Raw genomic sequence first — 15,745 nt, forward strand, 5'->3', positions numbered from 1 at the left:
TGGCGTGTCCGATTACGTGACGGTCAGGGGGGGGCTCTTATAGGGTACAAAGTGGACTCTCAAAACTGGCTAAGCAATGCCAATCATTAAAACTCTTTCATAAACCTCAATATAAAAACTCGATTTTGGATAAGTCCATTTTGAATGCCAATATCTCTTCCATACTGTAGAGAGAATCTGCCGATATCCGTATGCATTAGGCTGCTGAGCATAAAACGCTGAGTATTGATTACATTATTTTGATAGGCATTATTAATAGTAGTAGCGCCACCGGCTACATGGTAGTACTGGGCAGATACCGTAAATATTTCATTGAACTTATAGATCGGCCCCACTTGGGTAGTAGTAACCGGTTTTTGATTTAGTGGAACATTGGTAGAAGATAAGCATGCTACTGAGCACTGGCTATTACCACCATAAAACATCGTGTCAATTGCAAACATCCCATCTAGATTGCCGATGATGGGTTGCTGGTAACCCATTTGAATATCTGTGGTGTAACGATTGCCTCCCATATTAAAAGGCTGCATGCTTGAGTAGCCTCCCGTAGGAATAGTGAGGTATGCAGCCAATCCAAAATAGGTACGAGTTTCTGTATTTGAATAGGGCCAAATAGCTGTTGCTAAAACAATATCGCCAATACCAGTGTCTGAAGGAGACCTCGATAGCGAGCCGGCTGGTTTAACGGTGCCATAAGGTAGTTGCACGAAGGATGCAGCTGGAAGATTTGCGACGGTATAACTGCCAATCAATCTCGCATTGACGCTTTGGGCATCAAGCACAGGACTAGCAAAGGGGCTGGCAGAGACTACAGAACCATTCTTATAGTAAGTAGTATTTTCAGTATTGAAGTAGGTAATCTGCACATAGCGCTTTTCGGGCAACGGCGCCACAATATCGTTAGGTTGCAAGTCAATTGCCCATCCCACAAAAGGCTTGGCCAATATCAACAAAAGAACAGTTCGATACAAAATCATAAAGTGATTAAGAAAAAAATGATAACTTGAACTGCTGTCAATTTAGACCCACAACCAAAGAGAGTATTTCTATAGTAAATCATTGCAGCAAAACGGGTTGATTCTGTAGTAGTTTGGGGTGCTGGTGGGGCAGGCTAGAAAGAAGCTCAGGGCTGATTCACTTTTCACCCTGATCATTTAGTGTCGGTTTGACCCGACTGTAGGGTGTCACTTAACGCGACGGTTATGCGACTCTTATGGGGTGGCTTACGGACGTTCAATTTGGGTGATTGGTGGTGGCTGGGTAGCAGAGAACGGCCAATTAGGGACGTTCTTGGTTCCTGGTAATACCTCTTCCACCAACTCTTGTGTGTTGCAAAAGTTTGCGGCAGCATAACAGCCTTGTACCAAAGCCATTCTGCGGGATGGTTTTCATTTGGGCGACGGCTTTGAGTCGGTAGATGTCGTAAACCAGAACTTTTACGACCCAGGTATTCGCGCTCTTCATTTTCATGGGCTGCCGCTACCTCCATAGGCATAGCCGGCGCTTTGACCAAACATCTAGAAAAAATAATCAAATCGAATGAAGGGGTTTTTGCTGAATCTGTTACATTTAAGGGATAGTCTAAAAGTCCGGTTGTTATTCAACCAGGATAGTTTGATTTTAAATTTTTTATGAACTAATAATTCAGCTATAGATGAGTAAAAGATACTCTTGTTGCTTTTTATTAAGGAAGTTACGATGAAATTTACTAAAGCAATCACGAATACTCTTGGCATGCTTTTGTTTGTATCTGCAAGCTTCACGTTTGCTCAAAGCACTGGCCTTGCCAGAGCATTGGTTACTCAAGGAGATGTCTCAATTCCCAATCGAGAGGCTATCATTGATAACGTAAAGGTCATACCGGCAGGAACATCGGGATGGCACACTCATCCAGGCGAGGAGAGCACCTATGTTTCCGATGGTAATTTGGTGCTTTTGGTTGCTGGACAGCCAGAGCGAAAACTTGCTGCTGGAGAGGGTTTTGTAATCTCTGCTGGGGTTGTTCACAATATTCGAAATGAAGGATCAAAATCCGTTAATCTGATTAGCGTTTATGTAGTCGAAAAAGGGAAGCCTCTGGCCTCTCCTGCGCCAGCACCTAAAAACTAAACCCCAGGCACTAGCTTGCCCAGTTTTAAACAGTCTGCTTTAGGTCTACAAGGGATTGATTTAGGAAGTTGACCTCAAATTCTGAACCCGTAAAGGTAAAGACATTCGTTTAATTTTTTGCGATCGCTTCAATAGAACGTTCATGTTGATTGCAGTATTTCGCTAGATCAGCAAGACTATCGAGACCTAATTTCTCTTTTAAATTAGATCGATACATTTTTACTGTTCGAATAGATATCCCTAAGGTTTGGGCAACTTCAATTTGTTGTTGTCCATTACCCAGCAGTAAAAGCACCTCAGCTTCTCGTTTAGTAATGGGTATATCGATAAGAGGCTTAATTGCTGACTGATGCTTATTTTCTGGATAGTTTTGAATGACGCTAAATTGCTTTTCCAGTACTTCTGTAACTTGCGCTGGCGTGAAGGGTTTTAAGATAAAGTCTACAGCGCCACCTCTCCATGCATTGATAATGTCTGCTTGTTGAGCATTTCCACTCATGAAAATAATTGGAATTTCAGCATTGATTGCTTTGATACTGGCCTGTAGTTCTATGCCATTCATACCCGGCATTTGTAAATCAAGCAATATGCAGGTAGGAAGCCCATCTTTAAAGTCAAATTGTTGAAATGCCTCTAAAAATGTTTGAGCGGAACCATGGCCTAAAATTTTATAATCTCTAGAAAGCCAGTTTTCTAATCCAGCAAGAATAATTGGCTCATCGTCGACTATTATCACTTTTTTAGTGTGCATCACTTACTCATCTCCAACTTAAATTTTGTTTAGTGGTAAGCTAATTTCAAAAATAGCTCCACCTTGGGGTCCGCTGTTAGCATAAATTTTACCGTCATGCTTTTCAATGATTTCTTTACAAAGCCAAAGGCCAATACCCATGCCATCTTTCTTGGATGTCTGGTATAGCTCAAACATAGAATGTTTTATTTCTGTATCAATACCATCTCCACTATCTTGAACTGAAATGAATGCAGATGAATCATCTTGAGAAATAGTGAGAACAATCTCCCTTTTTTTAGAGTTACTTAAAACAATCGCATCAACACCATTATTAAATAAATTGATCAAAACCTGTTGAATTTGGATAGTATTTCCTAAAATCAAGGGATTGGCCTGATATTGCTTCGTTAGTTGAATATTTTTAGACGCTAGAGTGGGTTCAATAATCTCAAGAATTTCATCGCAGACCTCCTGAACCTTGACGAGTTCTTTATCTGGCGCTTGAGTGCTAAAGAGCCTTCTGAGATTATTAACGAGTGCAGAAAGCCTTTGCAATTGATCGGTTACAGTATTCAGTGTATCGACTGATCTTTGCTGACCTCCCAACTCAAGCAAGTCACGCTTAACAGTTTCCGTCTGCAGTATTACTCCTGTAATGGGCTGACTTAGTTGGTGGGCCAGAGAGTTTGCTAATGCGCTTATCCCAATTGCCCTATTGGAGGAAATCAAACCCTGTAAGAATTGATTTTTTTCTTTCGTCAACTTCGTCATGTTTCGGTTCAAAGGATTTTCACTGCTACGTCTTGGATCAAACCAGCTAATCCTGAGGGATTGGTAGGAGATATAGCGAAATACACTCAGAACAACGAGTAATGTATACAGCAGGGAAACTGATGTCGAAGGCTGCCTTGGGACAATTGGATCATTTGTAAAATAGCTCGCTATCCTCAAGATTGCAAAACATAAAAGCCCAATCTCTATGTATCTAATCCATTTTAAAAAAAGATTTTCATTAAGTTCATTATTTGGAGATGATTTACATACCAAATAGATTGCTATTGCAATTACCGCAGACCACAGGCTGAACAAGACGACGGGAAGATTAGAGTCCCACACACGAATCAGTTCAATAAACCCGCAGTAAATAGCGGCAAAAATCAGAAATCCTACGTATTTTAAAAATGTCGTTTTTCGTGTGAGCGTATAAATGCTAATAAACATAGCCGCATCGGAGGCTAGGTGCAAAAAGTTTCCGATAAATAGGGTAGGGATATTGAGATAGTCTGGATAAATATTGGTACCGATTACCTGTACCATCACCAAAATCATCAAGACCTCAGAGAGAAGAAAATATCTTCCAGAGGTATCTACTTTCCCCCTAAAGGAGAAGTACAAAGTACTTGCAGAGCCCAAGGTCATTAGGGCATACACAATGGATATGGGTATGAATGGGTTCATAGTGTTAGCTAGAGCGTCAATGCAAGTTCATTTTATGTTCTGCCGGGAAAAGTGACTTATTTTGTTTGGGGCTAACGATATCCTGAATACTGTACCTTAGTGCATTGCTATTTCATACGTAGACTAAGACTTTACTCTCGGGGAAAATTAACCTAATAGTTTCTATGCTGTCAGTAGTTAGCCTTTGTCGCTCTAAGTATCGAAAACCCTTAAAGACTTTCCAAATACTTTGCAAAACATCCATTTTAAGGTATTTGTATCTCGCTTTCGAGTTTCGCTAGAAATTTTCATTTTAATTAAACCAACTTAGGAAAATATTTACATGAAAAACATCAAGACATTAACTAGCCTTGCGATAGCAAGTTCACTTATTGTTTCTTCAATAGGTAATGTAATTGCATGCACGGCTCTTGTTGTAACGGATATTAATGGGCATGCATACCATGGCCGAACATTGGAGTTCACTGGCCCAATACCTGGGAATCTGGCTTACGTACCGGTTGGGACAAAAATTGAGTCCGAGACTCCCACTAAAGCTCAGGGATTAACTTTTAACACTAAGTATCCAATTATGGGTGTTACCGCAAATATTATTGCGAGCGCTAAGCAGCCTACACTTGCTGAGGGGATCAATGATCAAGGTTTAAGTTTTTCCGCCAATGAATTTAATGGATCAACTAATCCGCCCATAGGAAATAACGCCGCGAAAATACTTTCAGTAAACGATCTTGGAACTTGGATTTTAGGCAACTTCAAAAATCTCTCAGAAGTGAAGATGGCCATGACCAGTGGCGGAGCAGAATTTTGGCTACCTTCGAGCCCTTTATTTGGTAATGAGCTTACACCACTTCACTACGCCGTATTTGACAAAAAAGGGAATGGATTGGTAATTGAGTTTACTAATGGTAAAACAAATGTATATGACAACCCAGTTGGTGTGATGACAAATGCCCCTGAATTTCCATGGCATCTTACCAACCTTAATAATTACACCTTTACAAACGTAAATAAAAACACCGGTCAATTAGGTAAACAAAAGCTTCAAACTCAGGATGCGGGTATTGCTTTAACTGCTCTACCATCCGCAGAAACTGCCACTGGGCGTTTTGTCAAAGCTACTTTTTATGCAAATTATGTTAAAAAAGGCAGCACACCAGATGAGGCAATCAACTTACTAGCGCACATTATGAATAATTTTGATAGACCTAAAAATCTCACAATTGACCCTCCTGGAGGGGTAGGTGACGGTCCAAGAGGTGGCAAGATATCGAGCGAGGTTACTCAATGGACCACTTTGAGTGATTTATCCAGAAATCTTTTCTATTTCAGAAGTATTGATGCGATGAATTGGACCGTGATTGATATGGCTAAGCTAAAAAATGTAACTAAAGTAAAAATGGTTTCTATTAATGATGTCAATCAATCTGGAGCAGATGCACTTAATCTATTTTATAAATAAAAAATTGAAAAGGGCTCGTATCAAATAGTGTAATTTATTAGTGCATTCTCAAATAAACCGTCTAAGGGCGGTTTATTTGCATCCTACTTATAGAGCCCAGCCTCATTTGGGTGAATAAAATTAATATGAGTAAGAATGGCTTCATGGTGTTCATTGCACGACAATATACTAAATATTGTACTTTAGTGCATTGCCATTTAGTCCGTAGATTAAGACTTCAATCTCGAGGAAAATCTATTGAATATTTTCTGTCGTACAAATAGGTGGCTTCTTCTATTCCTGCTATTGAAAGATCTTAAGTACTTCATTCTGGAATGATGAGTAGGGTTTATTAAATAATATTTTTTGAGATGGATATCATCAAATGAAAAAAATCACATTAGTTTTTCTTCTATTAATTTCGTTTAGTTTGGGATTGGTGCATGCTGCAGAGGTAAAAGTGGCCTCTGTATCTTTCCATTCAAAAGACCAGTCTTACAACATTCCCAAAATGTCTGAAATATCAGTAATTGCTGCCAAAAACGGAGCGAAGTTAGTGGTGTTTCCTGAGATGGCTAGTACAGGGTTTCTTTATAGCTCCTTAAACGAAGCTAAGCCGAATTTGGATACATTTCCGGGTAAAGCAACGGCAGCATTTGGTAAGGTAGCTCAGCAATCGAATATCTACATTGCCTGGGGGTATATCGAGTTAGATTCTGCAACTGGAGTCGCTTATAACTCTGCTGCCATTGTTGGACCCAATGGCTTTAAAGGAAACTATCGCAAACATCAATTGGCTGTGGGTGATGACAATCTGTGGAGAGCGCCTGGCAATTTAGGTTTCCCCGTGTTTGATACGCCCATTGGAAGAATCGCACTCCTCGTTTGTTATGACGATACGCAATTGCAATCTCTCTTATTGCCTGCTTTGAGAAATGCAGACATCATTGCTTATCCAACCGCATCTTTATATGTCCCTAAGGCTGAGGCGGGTGGAGCGGATAACCATACTACGATTGGATCCATGGCGACCATGCCTGGTTGGATTGGAATTAATGTTGTGGGTGCTGATTCTAGTGGGGTAGATGTAAATCCAATGTCTGGGACTAACCTTATTGGACCTGCGGGTTCTGCTATTTGGGATGCTCAGGGTAATGTACTTGCAGCAGCATCAGCGACAAACTTTACAGACCCTAAGCAACCGAAGGTGATCTACGCGACGATTAACACCAGCAAGCCTAATCCGCAGCGCGAGTTTTGGTTGAAGAATCGTCGTCCTGAGCTTTACTCGGATTACAACTTCTATCGACCAAGTCATGACGGTAATGTGAATAAGACCTCAGCTCAGATCTCTGCTCTATTAGTGCAATATGAGCCAACAACAGGCGCAGTGGATGAAAATTCCGAAAAGATTGAAAAGTTAATCAACGATAAAATTACTGGACAGGGAATTAATCTCGCTGTTCTACCATTTAACTCATTTATCGGTAACGTCACTATTACCAAGGAAAATGCAAGCAATTTTGCAGAGCCCTTGAATGGCAAGAGCTACAACATTGCTGCTAATTTGGCAAAAAAATATCAGGTCAATTTATTGTTCAGCATGCCTGAGTCTACTGACGGCAAGTTATATGAAACCGCCATCCTGTTTGATTTCAAAGGCAAGCAGATTGGACTCTATAGAAAATCTCATCTGAACGCTGTTGAAAAGACCTGGGCGACTGCTGGTAATGAATTACCGGTTTTCAACTCTCCTCTTGGACGTATCGGCATCTTGCTGAATGATGAAGTACGTATTCCGGAAGTGACCGACATGTACATGTTAAAGCGTGCCAATCTGTTGCTTGTTCCAGTGGCCTATAACCAGAAGGAGTATGGTGGTGATGTGAAGGTTCCTAAGGGATTGATTTTTGAGGAATCGAATAAGGGCATGTTTATTTGGTTCTCTATGGCGCAGCATTCACAAGCGCATACTTTGGTTGCAAACTATGTAAGAGGTGCTCACGGGGACATTGGCCAGAGCGCTTTGTATTCCTTGGTGCCAGAAGAGGGTTTCTATCCGCCCAGTATTGCCCCAAAAAATAAAGAAATTGCTCATCAGGTGGTTTTTGCCACCAACCAAAATTTAAATCTGTGGACTAATCAGCAGCAAAAAGTAGTTGAAAGGATCTGGCAAGCGGCTTTGCCATTAACTCTGGATAAGGATAATGCTTGCTTGCAGGAATGGCAAAAGAACTCTACTAGCCCTCTTATTTGCAAGGGCGCTTATCAATAAAAGAGAGATAAAGAAGCCTTGCTGTTTGTGAAGTCTATTCATCTTTAAGAGCACCTCAGTGAATAGTTGTACTTACAAAAGAAGTCTAGGATTGATCTCTAGACTTCTTTTGGTATTTTTCGGAATAGCCTCAGCCCAAATCACTTTTGCAGATGAGGGCGGCTCTGCATTCTGGCTATCAGGGCAATATGCCAGTATGGCGGCAGTCCCATCTAGCCCAGGCTGGTCATTGGTAACCATGCCCTACATTTATAGTGGAAATGCTGATAAATCAAAGACATTTCAAAATGGCAAAAGCGTTAATGCAGGTTTAAGCACCAGAGAATCAATCGTTTTATTTCAATTAGGATATTCCTCGGAAGAGAAGATTTTGGGAGGGCAGCCTTATATTGGGGTTGGATGGGGCCCTGGTGCAAACAGCACTTCAGCGTTTGCCAGTATTAATGCAAACCGCAGTGTTGAATTAAATAGATCAAATTCCGTTGTGGGTTCACAAGATATCTATCCATTGGCCAGTCTGTCTTGGAATAAAGGCAATAACAATTTCATGACTTACTTAACTGGGGATATTCCAGTAGGAACCTACAACCCAGATAGTCTTGCAACAATTGGGCTAGGTCATGCTGCAATTGATACAGGGGGAGGTTATACCTATTTGAATAGCGCGACGGGCCTGGAATTTTCAGGTGTACTAGGCGCTACCTATAACTGGATGAATCAGCAAACGAATTATCAAAGTGGTATTGACTCCCATCTGGATTGGTCGGTTTCACAATTTCTATCGGCAAGTTGGCAGGTCGGAATTGCTGGATATGTGTATTACCAACTTACTGGTGACTCTGGTAGCGGTAATAAAGTTGGCGCATTTAAATCTCAAATTGCTGCGATTGGCCCACAAATTGGGTATCTATTTAATATCAACAAGAAACAGGCTTACATCAATGTGCGTGCGTATAAAGAATTCTGGGCTCAGAACCGAGTTGAGGGATATGCGGCCATTGCAACAATTAGTATTCCACTGGGTATGTAACTCGGTGAGCAATTCTTGATTTTGATCTAACTCAATTACTTCAAAGGAAAATTTTTATGAACAGTAAAAAATTGCTAATTAGCTTAGTAACTGCGAGCTCACTTATTCTATCTTCAGTAGGAAATGTATTTGCTTGCACTGCCCTAATTGTGACCGATATTAATGGTAACGCTTACCATGGCCGAACCTTGGAATTTAGTTTTGCATTTCCAACGATGATGACTTACTTTCCAGCGGGTACAAAGATTGAATCAGTAACCCCAACTGGCGCGCAAGGCGTAACCTTTAACACTAAATATTCTATTTTGGCCCAAACATCGGCTGTAGTGCCGGGTGCTAAACAACCCCTCGTGGCTGAAGGAACTAACGATCAAGGCTTAAGTTTTTCTGCCAATGAGATGAATGGTCAATCCGCGCCGCCTGTCGGAAAGGATGCTTCAAAGATCCTCTCAGTGAATGATTTTGGTACATGGATATTAGGTAACTTTAAGACCGTAGCTGAACTTAAAGCGGCCATGTTAAGCGACAACACAGAATTTTGGTTACCAGTTATTCAGGCTTTAGGCGGTGTAGAAACGCCTCTCCATTACGCTATTTTTGATAAGAGGGGCAACGGGTTAGTAGTCGAATTCATAAATGGCAAGAAGAATGTGTATGACAACCCCGCCAATGTGTTGACAAATGCCCCTGAGTTTCCTTGGCACTTAACTAATTTGAATAATTATACCTTTAACAACATTAATAAAAATACAGGCCAATTAGGTAGCTTAAAGCTTCAGACGGCAGATGCTGGAATTGCGTTAACAGCGCTTCCCTCTGCTCAAACAGCTACTGGGCGCTTTGTTAAGGCTGCTTTTTATGCAAATTATGTGCGCAAGGGGAAAACACCGGATGAGTCAATTAATTTATTGGCTCACATTATGAATAACTTTGATCGGCCACATGATCTAACGATTGATCCTCCAGGCGGAGTAGGGGATGGTCCTCGTGGCAAGACAAACTCTACTGAATCCACACAGTGGACTGTGATGAATGATCTCTCTAGAAATCTCTCCTACATTAGGAGTATCAATGCTATCAATTGGACTGTGATTGACATGAATAAGCTTAAAAATGTTACTCAAATAAAGTCAGTGTCTTCATATGACGTTGATAAGGCTGGTGCTGATGCTTTCAACCTATTTTATAAGTAATGGTTACCAAGATTTCTTCATTACAGCCATTTCAATTAACTAATTAATCCTTTTTCCATGAAATTTTTTGCAATCGTGCTGATGGTATTGTTGGCGTCTCATGCTCGGGCAGAAGATTTACTAGTTCCAATTTCAGATTTTGACAATGATTCCCAAAAGCTTACGAACTCCAGAGTATTAGAGTTTTGGGGTTATCACGGTTATCAGGGAAAAGAGGATTATAAAAATACGTTAACAATCCGCTATTACAATCCACTAGAGTGGGGTGACTGGCGCGGCAGAATTCGTATAGATAGTTCCGTTATTTCCAATTATGGTGCGAATATGGCCTCAAATAATTCGGGGCAATATAGTGCTGGTAATACGATGGTCACTATTTGGGGGCAGGAGCGGTCTTTGCTCAAGCCTTTAGGGGCATTAGTAGGTACTCGGGTTATTTTTCCATTTGGAAACAATGGGCAGTGGGCAGTGGGGCCTCAATTAAGTTGGTCATTTAATCCAACCGTAGATACTGTTTTACGAGTAACAGACTTTTCGCCCTTGATTCGCTATATGTACGGGTTTGATAGTAAAAGTAATAGCATGACCATTAATCCAAGTCAGCCACCCCTCCTTAGAAATTTGCAGATTTATCCTACCGTTGGCTTTAAGTTATCAACAAATACGATGCTGCGCTTTTTGGATGAAAACGGCATTGTTTACCATTCCGCTGGCGGTGGCTGGTTTGTACCGATTGATGCAATGGTGACACATCGCTTGACTAAGAATTTGGTGTTGGCTGTGGGTGGAAGCAAACAAGTAGTGCAGACCTACCAACAATACGACTGGATGGCGTATGCCAAAGTCTCTTTAAATTTTTAGCATAGGCTTAAAACATATGCTTTTTAGGGACTAATAAATTGAACGTAAGTTTATGGATGTAAATACTCCCATTCCTATTGAGCTCTTTCTTAAGGAAGCAGTTTTCTCTCTCGGAGTTATGAGTGCAGTGGTCACTTGCAATATTTATAGTTTTACATGGCTATCACTTAAATATCGCAAGGTGCTGGACCAAAATCAATCTCATGGACTACATTTTGAGGTGCTACGTTACGTTCTTTTTATTATGTTTCTTGTGATTGCAATGTTTTTATCGCTCTTCATATGGGTCGCAACATTAATGTATTTTGAGTTTTCTAAAGATTGGGTGACGGCTTTATTGTTTACTGCTGGATTTTTTACTACCATCGGAAATACTTTGATAACTCTACCGATAGGTTGGCGTTTTATACCCTCCATCATTGCTTTTTCTGGACTCTTTTCTTTTGCTTGGGCAACGGGCGCTTCTATCGGAATGTTTAACTACTTGTCTCGCCATCTTGATAAGCATAGGCAGAGTTGAGATCCGGTGGCTCTAATTCATCCTTATTCTCAAGCTAATGGCAAATCTATTGAGAGCCTAATCTTTTCAAGTCGTCTTATGCGCAAATTTTTGATTGTAATTTTTGGATTTGCCGTTTTTTTCACAACAGGTTGTGCAAATAGACCAATAAACCCTCCTATCGCTAAGGTGAACTTAAATACCGGCTATCGGGAGTTTAGTGCTGGCCTTGTGGAAGACCAAAAAAGACTTCCGGAGACCGCTGTAATACTGGCACTTTCAGGTGGTGGTACACGAGCAGCAGCATTTTCTTACGGTGTTCTTGAGGCATTGCGTGATATTGAAGTAGTTGACCAAAATGGGAAGGTGACGCAAGCACTCCATCACATTAATCTCATATCTGGTGTGTCTGGAGGTAGCTTTACCGCCTTATCTTACGGCCTTTATGGTGACGAACTTTTTGATATTTATGAATCAGCTTTTTTAAAGCGCGATGTTCAAGGTGAATTGATTTCTCGGGCTCTCAATCCATTTAATTGGACTAATTTAGCCTCTACTGGCTGGGGCCGATCAGAGATGGCTGCAGAGCTATATGATGAAATTTTATTTAAAAATGCTACCTATGAGGATTTGCGTAAGCGCAATGGGCCCATGATTCTGGCGTCGGCAACGGATATTTCCTCTGGGGCAGGCTTTACTTTCGACCAGGGATATTTTGATTATCTTTGTTCCGATCTCGATAGCATGCCAATATCGCGCGCTGCTGCATCCTCCTCTGCAGTTCCATTTGTATTATCGCCAGTAACAATCAATAACTATGGGGGGAGTTGCCAGTTTGAATTTCCAAGCTATCTCAAAGAATTCACCAATTTCGTTGAGATACCGAGGCCAGCAGCTCGCATCATTCGCCAGATGGGGGATTTAAAGCGCTATCACAACGGGGAAGAAAGCCCGTACATTCATTTAGTTGATGGTGGTTTATCAGATAACCTGGCCATGCGTCCAGTTTTAGACTTTTTGCAGGGTTTTGAAGCTATGCATTTAGCCGGAAAGGCTGACTCTTTTGATGGAGTCAAGCGGGTTATTGTGATTGTAGTTAACTCTCTTTCATCTCCATCTACTAATTGGAATAAATCTATTGATGGACCCGGAAGTATCGAATTGCTAATTAAGGCGACGGGTGTACCAATTGATCATTATTCCTATGAAGAGGTAGAGGCCCTAAAAGATACACAGGCTCGTTGGAAAAGTATGAAGACGCTCCGTAATTCAAAGATATTTTCTAAAAATAAGAATCAACAATTAGAAAATATTGTTAATACCCCAAATATAGATCTATTCACTATTAATGTTGCATTCAATCAGCTCGAGGACAGGGAAGAATTTGAGTATCTTAACGGCCTACCAACGTCATTCTCCCTCCCTTCTCAAGCCATCGATCGCTTAAGAGTTGCAGCAAGGAAAATTATTCTTTCGTCGCCTGATTTTCAAAGAATTATGACAGATGGAAACTTAAGATTAATCAATAAGTAAATCCATCTTCACTTAAGTCTTATATTCAAGAGAGTTTTTATGAAAATTAAATTTATTAGTTTTGTCAGCGTAGTACTGGCCTCTATCATGGTATTTACGCCCGTAATTAGTCATGCATGTAGTAGCTTTGTATTGCGAAGCCAAGATGGTAATTATGTCTATGGACGCACTATTGAATTTGGTGTGGCATTGCCAACCAAGCTTGCTCTTTATCCCAGAAATCACCAATACAAAGGGGCGGGACCAGATGGCGTGATTGGCTCCGGGCTTAATTGGACTGGTAAAAATGCAGTTGTAGGTATTCAAGCAATGGGCATGGAAATTATTGCTGATGGACTCAATGAAAAGGGTCTAACAGGCGGTATGTTGTACTTGCCTGTTTCATCTCTATATCAAAGTCCAACTGGTGCTGATGCCAAAAACAGCATTGCTTCTTATCAAGTTCTTAATTGGGTTTTGAGTAATTTTGATAATGTTGCTGATGTTAAAGCAGGATTGCAGAAGATCTTTGTTAACAACTCAAATCTTGCTCAATGGAAGGGCGTAGTCAAAATGCATTACACCTTTCATGATAAGACTGGAAAAAGTATTGTTGTTGAATATGTTGATGCAAAACTTAATATATATGACAACCCAATCGGAGCATTAACAAATGAGCCGCCATTCAATTGGCAATTGATGAATATTGAAAATTATTTAAATCTTTCTCCTATTGAGGTTGGATCGAAAAAGATAGCTGGCGCCACCTTTGCACCTAGAAGTGCTGGTAGCGGTTTGCATGGGCTGCCTGGAGATTTTATGAGTCAGAGCCGGCTCCTTAGAGCCGTTCAGTTTTCTCAAGGTGCAGACAAGTATGCTGCTGATATGCCAAAAGTTGATCTTGCTTGGCACCTAGCTAATTTGTTTGATCTTCCTCCTGGTTCGGTTATTGGTGGCGATAAGCCTAATGCCAAGGGAAAGTATGACTGGGATTACTCTCAAGTCACAATCGTTTCTGACTCTAAAAATCTTGCCTATTACACAAGGCCATTTCGCGGCAAAGATATTAACCAATTTAATCTAAAAGATCATGATTTAAATGGGAAAGAAGTAAAGCAGTGGGAAATTGGTGCAACAACAACCTATAAAGCTGTTAAGTAGTTAACGGTATATTTTAAGGAAAATGAGTGTGAAAAATCTTGATCGTAATTTAATGCTGGTATTAGTACTAGTTTTTCTTACACCAACTGTCGCTATGTCAGCCCCATCTTTGGCACCTTTTTATATTGCAGCTTCCAAAATTGCTCCTAATGAAAAGCTTGGCGAGGTTGTCAAAAAAGAAAAGGTAGCTACAGAAGTTCCTGGTGCTCAAGCTTGGCGTATTGCTTACATTTCTTCAGATGTGAATGATAAGAAAACAATTTCAACTGGACTCTTGGTGGCTCCTATTGGACTTCCTCCTAAAGAGGGGCGCCCAATCGTTTCTTGGTCTCATGGAACAACAGGTAGTGCTCAAAATTGTGGCCCTTCCCAGCAATTTAATCCAGCTGTAGATTTAAATCAGTATTACCTACCAAACGGTAACTCTTGGACTGATTACGGGATTCTTTCTTTAACGGCATTAATTAAAGAAGGGTATGTCGTAGTTGCTACCGACTATCAAGGTCTTGGCGGCGGGGGTAGGCATCAATATATTGTTGGTCAAACTCAGGGTAGGGACGCGATCAACGCCTTTAGGGCAGCGGGGTCAATGAGAGAAACTGGAGCGGGTAAGAAGGCTTTGCTTTATGGATGGTCTGAAGGAGGTTACTCAGTTCTTTCCGCGGGCAGCTCTCAAGACTATTTGGCCAAAATAGGCACGGCCTATGATGGTATCGATCTTGTTGGCGTTGTTGCTTTATCGCCAGTGAATTTCTCTGGACTGGCTCAATTTGCCATAAAGAGTAATGCCGGTAATTCGGATAAAGCCATAGCTGAAATCTCTGAGCCGCTGTCGAAAGATATTTTCATGTGGGGACACCTCGCAGGAATTATGTATGGCTTGCAAGCGGCTTACCCTGAAAAATTACGATTAACCGATTGGTTTACATCGGAAGGCGCTCAAGTATTTGACCAGCTGGCAAATAACAAGTGTTTTCATGTCATGAGCGATTCTCTCACTTATAGTTATGGGGATAGTTATCAATCATTGGCAAGAAAATCCCCGGCAAACACTGCTGCATGGATTGATGCAATGATTGCAGGTGGAATACCTGGTAATGCTCCCATAGCTCCCGTACTCATGTTCCGCGGTACAAAAGATGCAGTACCTAAGTCCATGGTTGATATGTATACAGTAGGAATGTGCAAGCTAGGTGCCAATGTAAGACATATTGAGCTAGATGGCGCCACGCACTTTACTAGTCCTGTAGAAGCGCAAGAAACATTTCTTTCTTGGGTTAAGGAACGCTTTGCGGGCAAGCAACTTCCAAACGCTTGTTTGAAAAATTAGTGGAATAAAGCCACCCTCATGAACTGACCCCCAGTAGTTGGACAGTTTAGTTAGGTTAGCACGAGGGATTGAGTTCGGTATTGCACCGGGCTTAATCCCTTTAGCTTTTCTTTGATTCGATCATGGTTGTAGTAGTGGATATATTC

The 15,745-nt window shown here is 41.0% G+C and carries 15 protein-coding genes; 10 read left to right on the top strand and 5 right to left on the bottom strand.

The annotated features are described in order from the left end of the window. Positions 1 to 86: 86 nt before the first annotated feature. On the bottom strand, positions 87 to 977 hold the full coding sequence (locus ICN15_RS10260; RefSeq protein WP_216202634.1) for a transporter: 891 nt from the start codon (positions 975 to 977) through the stop codon (positions 87 to 89). A 246-nt stretch (positions 978 to 1,223) separates the two neighbouring features. Beyond that, entirely contained in the window at positions 1,224 to 1,373 is a 150-nt protein-coding gene (locus ICN15_RS10265) for a hypothetical protein (protein ID WP_216202635.1), read from the bottom strand. A gap of 325 nt (positions 1,374 to 1,698) precedes the next feature. On the opposite strand from ICN15_RS10265, the gene ICN15_RS10270 reads away from it, so the two are divergent. Beyond that, on the top strand, positions 1,699 to 2,109 hold the full coding sequence (locus ICN15_RS10270; RefSeq protein ID WP_216202636.1) for a cupin domain-containing protein: 411 nt from the start codon (positions 1,699 to 1,701) through the stop codon (positions 2,107 to 2,109). A 109-nt stretch (positions 2,110 to 2,218) separates the two neighbouring features. Here ICN15_RS10270 and ICN15_RS10275 read toward each other — a convergent pair whose 3' ends face one another. Both ICN15_RS10275 and ICN15_RS10280 read right to left on the bottom strand, forming a co-directional pair. Continuing rightward, positions 2,219 to 2,860: a response regulator transcription factor gene (locus tag ICN15_RS10275; protein WP_255532976.1), complete on the bottom strand. Its 642-nt coding sequence runs from the start codon at positions 2,858 to 2,860 to the stop codon at positions 2,219 to 2,221. Positions 2,861 to 2,878: 18 nt separating this feature from the next. Continuing rightward, on the bottom strand, positions 2,879 to 4,300 hold the full coding sequence (locus ICN15_RS10280) for a sensor histidine kinase (protein ID WP_216202638.1): 1,422 nt from the start codon (positions 4,298 to 4,300) through the stop codon (positions 2,879 to 2,881). Between the two features lie 322 nt (positions 4,301 to 4,622). Here ICN15_RS10280 and ICN15_RS10285 point away from each other — a divergent pair, with 322 nt between their 5' ends. The 9 genes from ICN15_RS10285 (at position 4,623) to ICN15_RS10325 (ending at position 15,599) form a co-directional block, all read left to right on the top strand. Next, complete coding sequence (locus ICN15_RS10285) at positions 4,623 to 5,759, top strand: linear amide C-N hydrolase (RefSeq protein ID WP_216862836.1); 1,137 nt, start codon at positions 4,623 to 4,625, stop codon at positions 5,757 to 5,759. Between the two features lie 364 nt (positions 5,760 to 6,123). Next, complete coding sequence (locus ICN15_RS10290; protein ID WP_216202639.1) at positions 6,124 to 8,013, top strand: carbon-nitrogen hydrolase family protein; 1,890 nt, start codon at positions 6,124 to 6,126, stop codon at positions 8,011 to 8,013. A 58-nt stretch (positions 8,014 to 8,071) separates the two neighbouring features. Beyond that, complete coding sequence (locus ICN15_RS10295) at positions 8,072 to 9,043, top strand: transporter (RefSeq protein ID WP_216202640.1); 972 nt, start codon at positions 8,072 to 8,074, stop codon at positions 9,041 to 9,043. Positions 9,044 to 9,099: 56 nt separating this feature from the next. Then, positions 9,100 to 10,236 carry a linear amide C-N hydrolase gene (locus tag ICN15_RS10300; protein WP_216202641.1) on the top strand — a complete coding sequence of 379 codons (1,137 nt, stop codon included), beginning with the start codon at positions 9,100 to 9,102 and terminating at the stop codon, positions 10,234 to 10,236. Positions 10,237 to 10,293: 57 nt separating this feature from the next. Then, positions 10,294 to 11,097 (top strand): hypothetical protein, encoded by an 804-nt coding sequence (locus tag ICN15_RS10305; RefSeq protein ID WP_216202642.1) that lies wholly within the window; start codon positions 10,294 to 10,296, stop codon positions 11,095 to 11,097. 52 nt (positions 11,098 to 11,149) lie between these two features. Then, positions 11,150 to 11,617, top strand: coding sequence for a hypothetical protein (locus ICN15_RS10310; protein ID WP_216202643.1), 468 nt, complete (start codon positions 11,150 to 11,152; stop codon positions 11,615 to 11,617). A gap of 6 nt (positions 11,618 to 11,623) precedes the next feature. Continuing rightward, entirely contained in the window at positions 11,624 to 13,129 is a 1,506-nt protein-coding gene (locus ICN15_RS10315) for a patatin-like phospholipase family protein (protein ID WP_370625444.1), read from the top strand. Between the two features lie 39 nt (positions 13,130 to 13,168). Then, positions 13,169 to 14,269, top strand: coding sequence for a linear amide C-N hydrolase (locus tag ICN15_RS10320; protein ID WP_216202644.1), 1,101 nt, complete (start codon positions 13,169 to 13,171; stop codon positions 14,267 to 14,269). A gap of 22 nt (positions 14,270 to 14,291) precedes the next feature. Beyond that, complete coding sequence (locus ICN15_RS10325; RefSeq protein WP_255532964.1) at positions 14,292 to 15,599, top strand: alpha/beta fold hydrolase; 1,308 nt, start codon at positions 14,292 to 14,294, stop codon at positions 15,597 to 15,599. 50 nt (positions 15,600 to 15,649) lie between these two features. Here the strand turns inward: ICN15_RS10325 and ICN15_RS10330 are convergent. Then, on the bottom strand, positions 15,650 to 15,745 hold a 96-nt coding region (locus ICN15_RS10330), incomplete at its 5' end, for an IS3 family transposase (protein WP_216202393.1).

The sequence above is a fragment of the Polynucleobacter sp. CS-Odin-A6 genome, assembly GCF_018882095.1.
Taxonomy (GTDB): domain Bacteria; phylum Pseudomonadota; class Gammaproteobacteria; order Burkholderiales; family Burkholderiaceae; genus Polynucleobacter.

What these genes read in the sequence shown, in the direction of transcription:
- ICN15_RS10260 (WP_216202634.1), bottom strand. Translation starts at nt 977, where the DNA reads ATGATTTTGTATCGAACTGTTCTTTTGTTGATATTGGCCAAGCCTTTT.
- ICN15_RS10265 (WP_216202635.1), bottom strand. Translation starts at nt 1,373, where the DNA reads ATGGCTTTGGTACAAGGCTGTTATGCTGCCGCAAACTTTTGCAACACA.
- ICN15_RS10270 (WP_216202636.1), top strand. Translation starts at nt 1,699, where the DNA reads ATGAAATTTACTAAAGCAATCACGAATACTCTTGGCATGCTTTTGTTT.
- ICN15_RS10275 (WP_255532976.1), bottom strand. Translation starts at nt 2,860, where the DNA reads ATGCACACTAAAAAAGTGATAATAGTCGACGATGAGCCAATTATTCTT.
- ICN15_RS10280 (WP_216202638.1), bottom strand. Translation starts at nt 4,300, where the DNA reads ATGAACCCATTCATACCCATATCCATTGTGTATGCCCTAATGACCTTG.
- ICN15_RS10285 (WP_216862836.1), top strand. Translation starts at nt 4,623, where the DNA reads ATGAAAAACATCAAGACATTAACTAGCCTTGCGATAGCAAGTTCACTT.
- ICN15_RS10290 (WP_216202639.1), top strand. Translation starts at nt 6,124, where the DNA reads ATGAAAAAAATCACATTAGTTTTTCTTCTATTAATTTCGTTTAGTTTG.
- ICN15_RS10300 (WP_216202641.1), top strand. Translation starts at nt 9,100, where the DNA reads ATGAACAGTAAAAAATTGCTAATTAGCTTAGTAACTGCGAGCTCACTT.
- ICN15_RS10305 (WP_216202642.1), top strand. Translation starts at nt 10,294, where the DNA reads ATGAAATTTTTTGCAATCGTGCTGATGGTATTGTTGGCGTCTCATGCT.
- ICN15_RS10310 (WP_216202643.1), top strand. Translation starts at nt 11,150, where the DNA reads ATGGATGTAAATACTCCCATTCCTATTGAGCTCTTTCTTAAGGAAGCA.
- ICN15_RS10320 (WP_216202644.1), top strand. Translation starts at nt 13,169, where the DNA reads ATGAAAATTAAATTTATTAGTTTTGTCAGCGTAGTACTGGCCTCTATC.
- ICN15_RS10325 (WP_255532964.1), top strand. Translation starts at nt 14,292, where the DNA reads ATGAGTGTGAAAAATCTTGATCGTAATTTAATGCTGGTATTAGTACTA.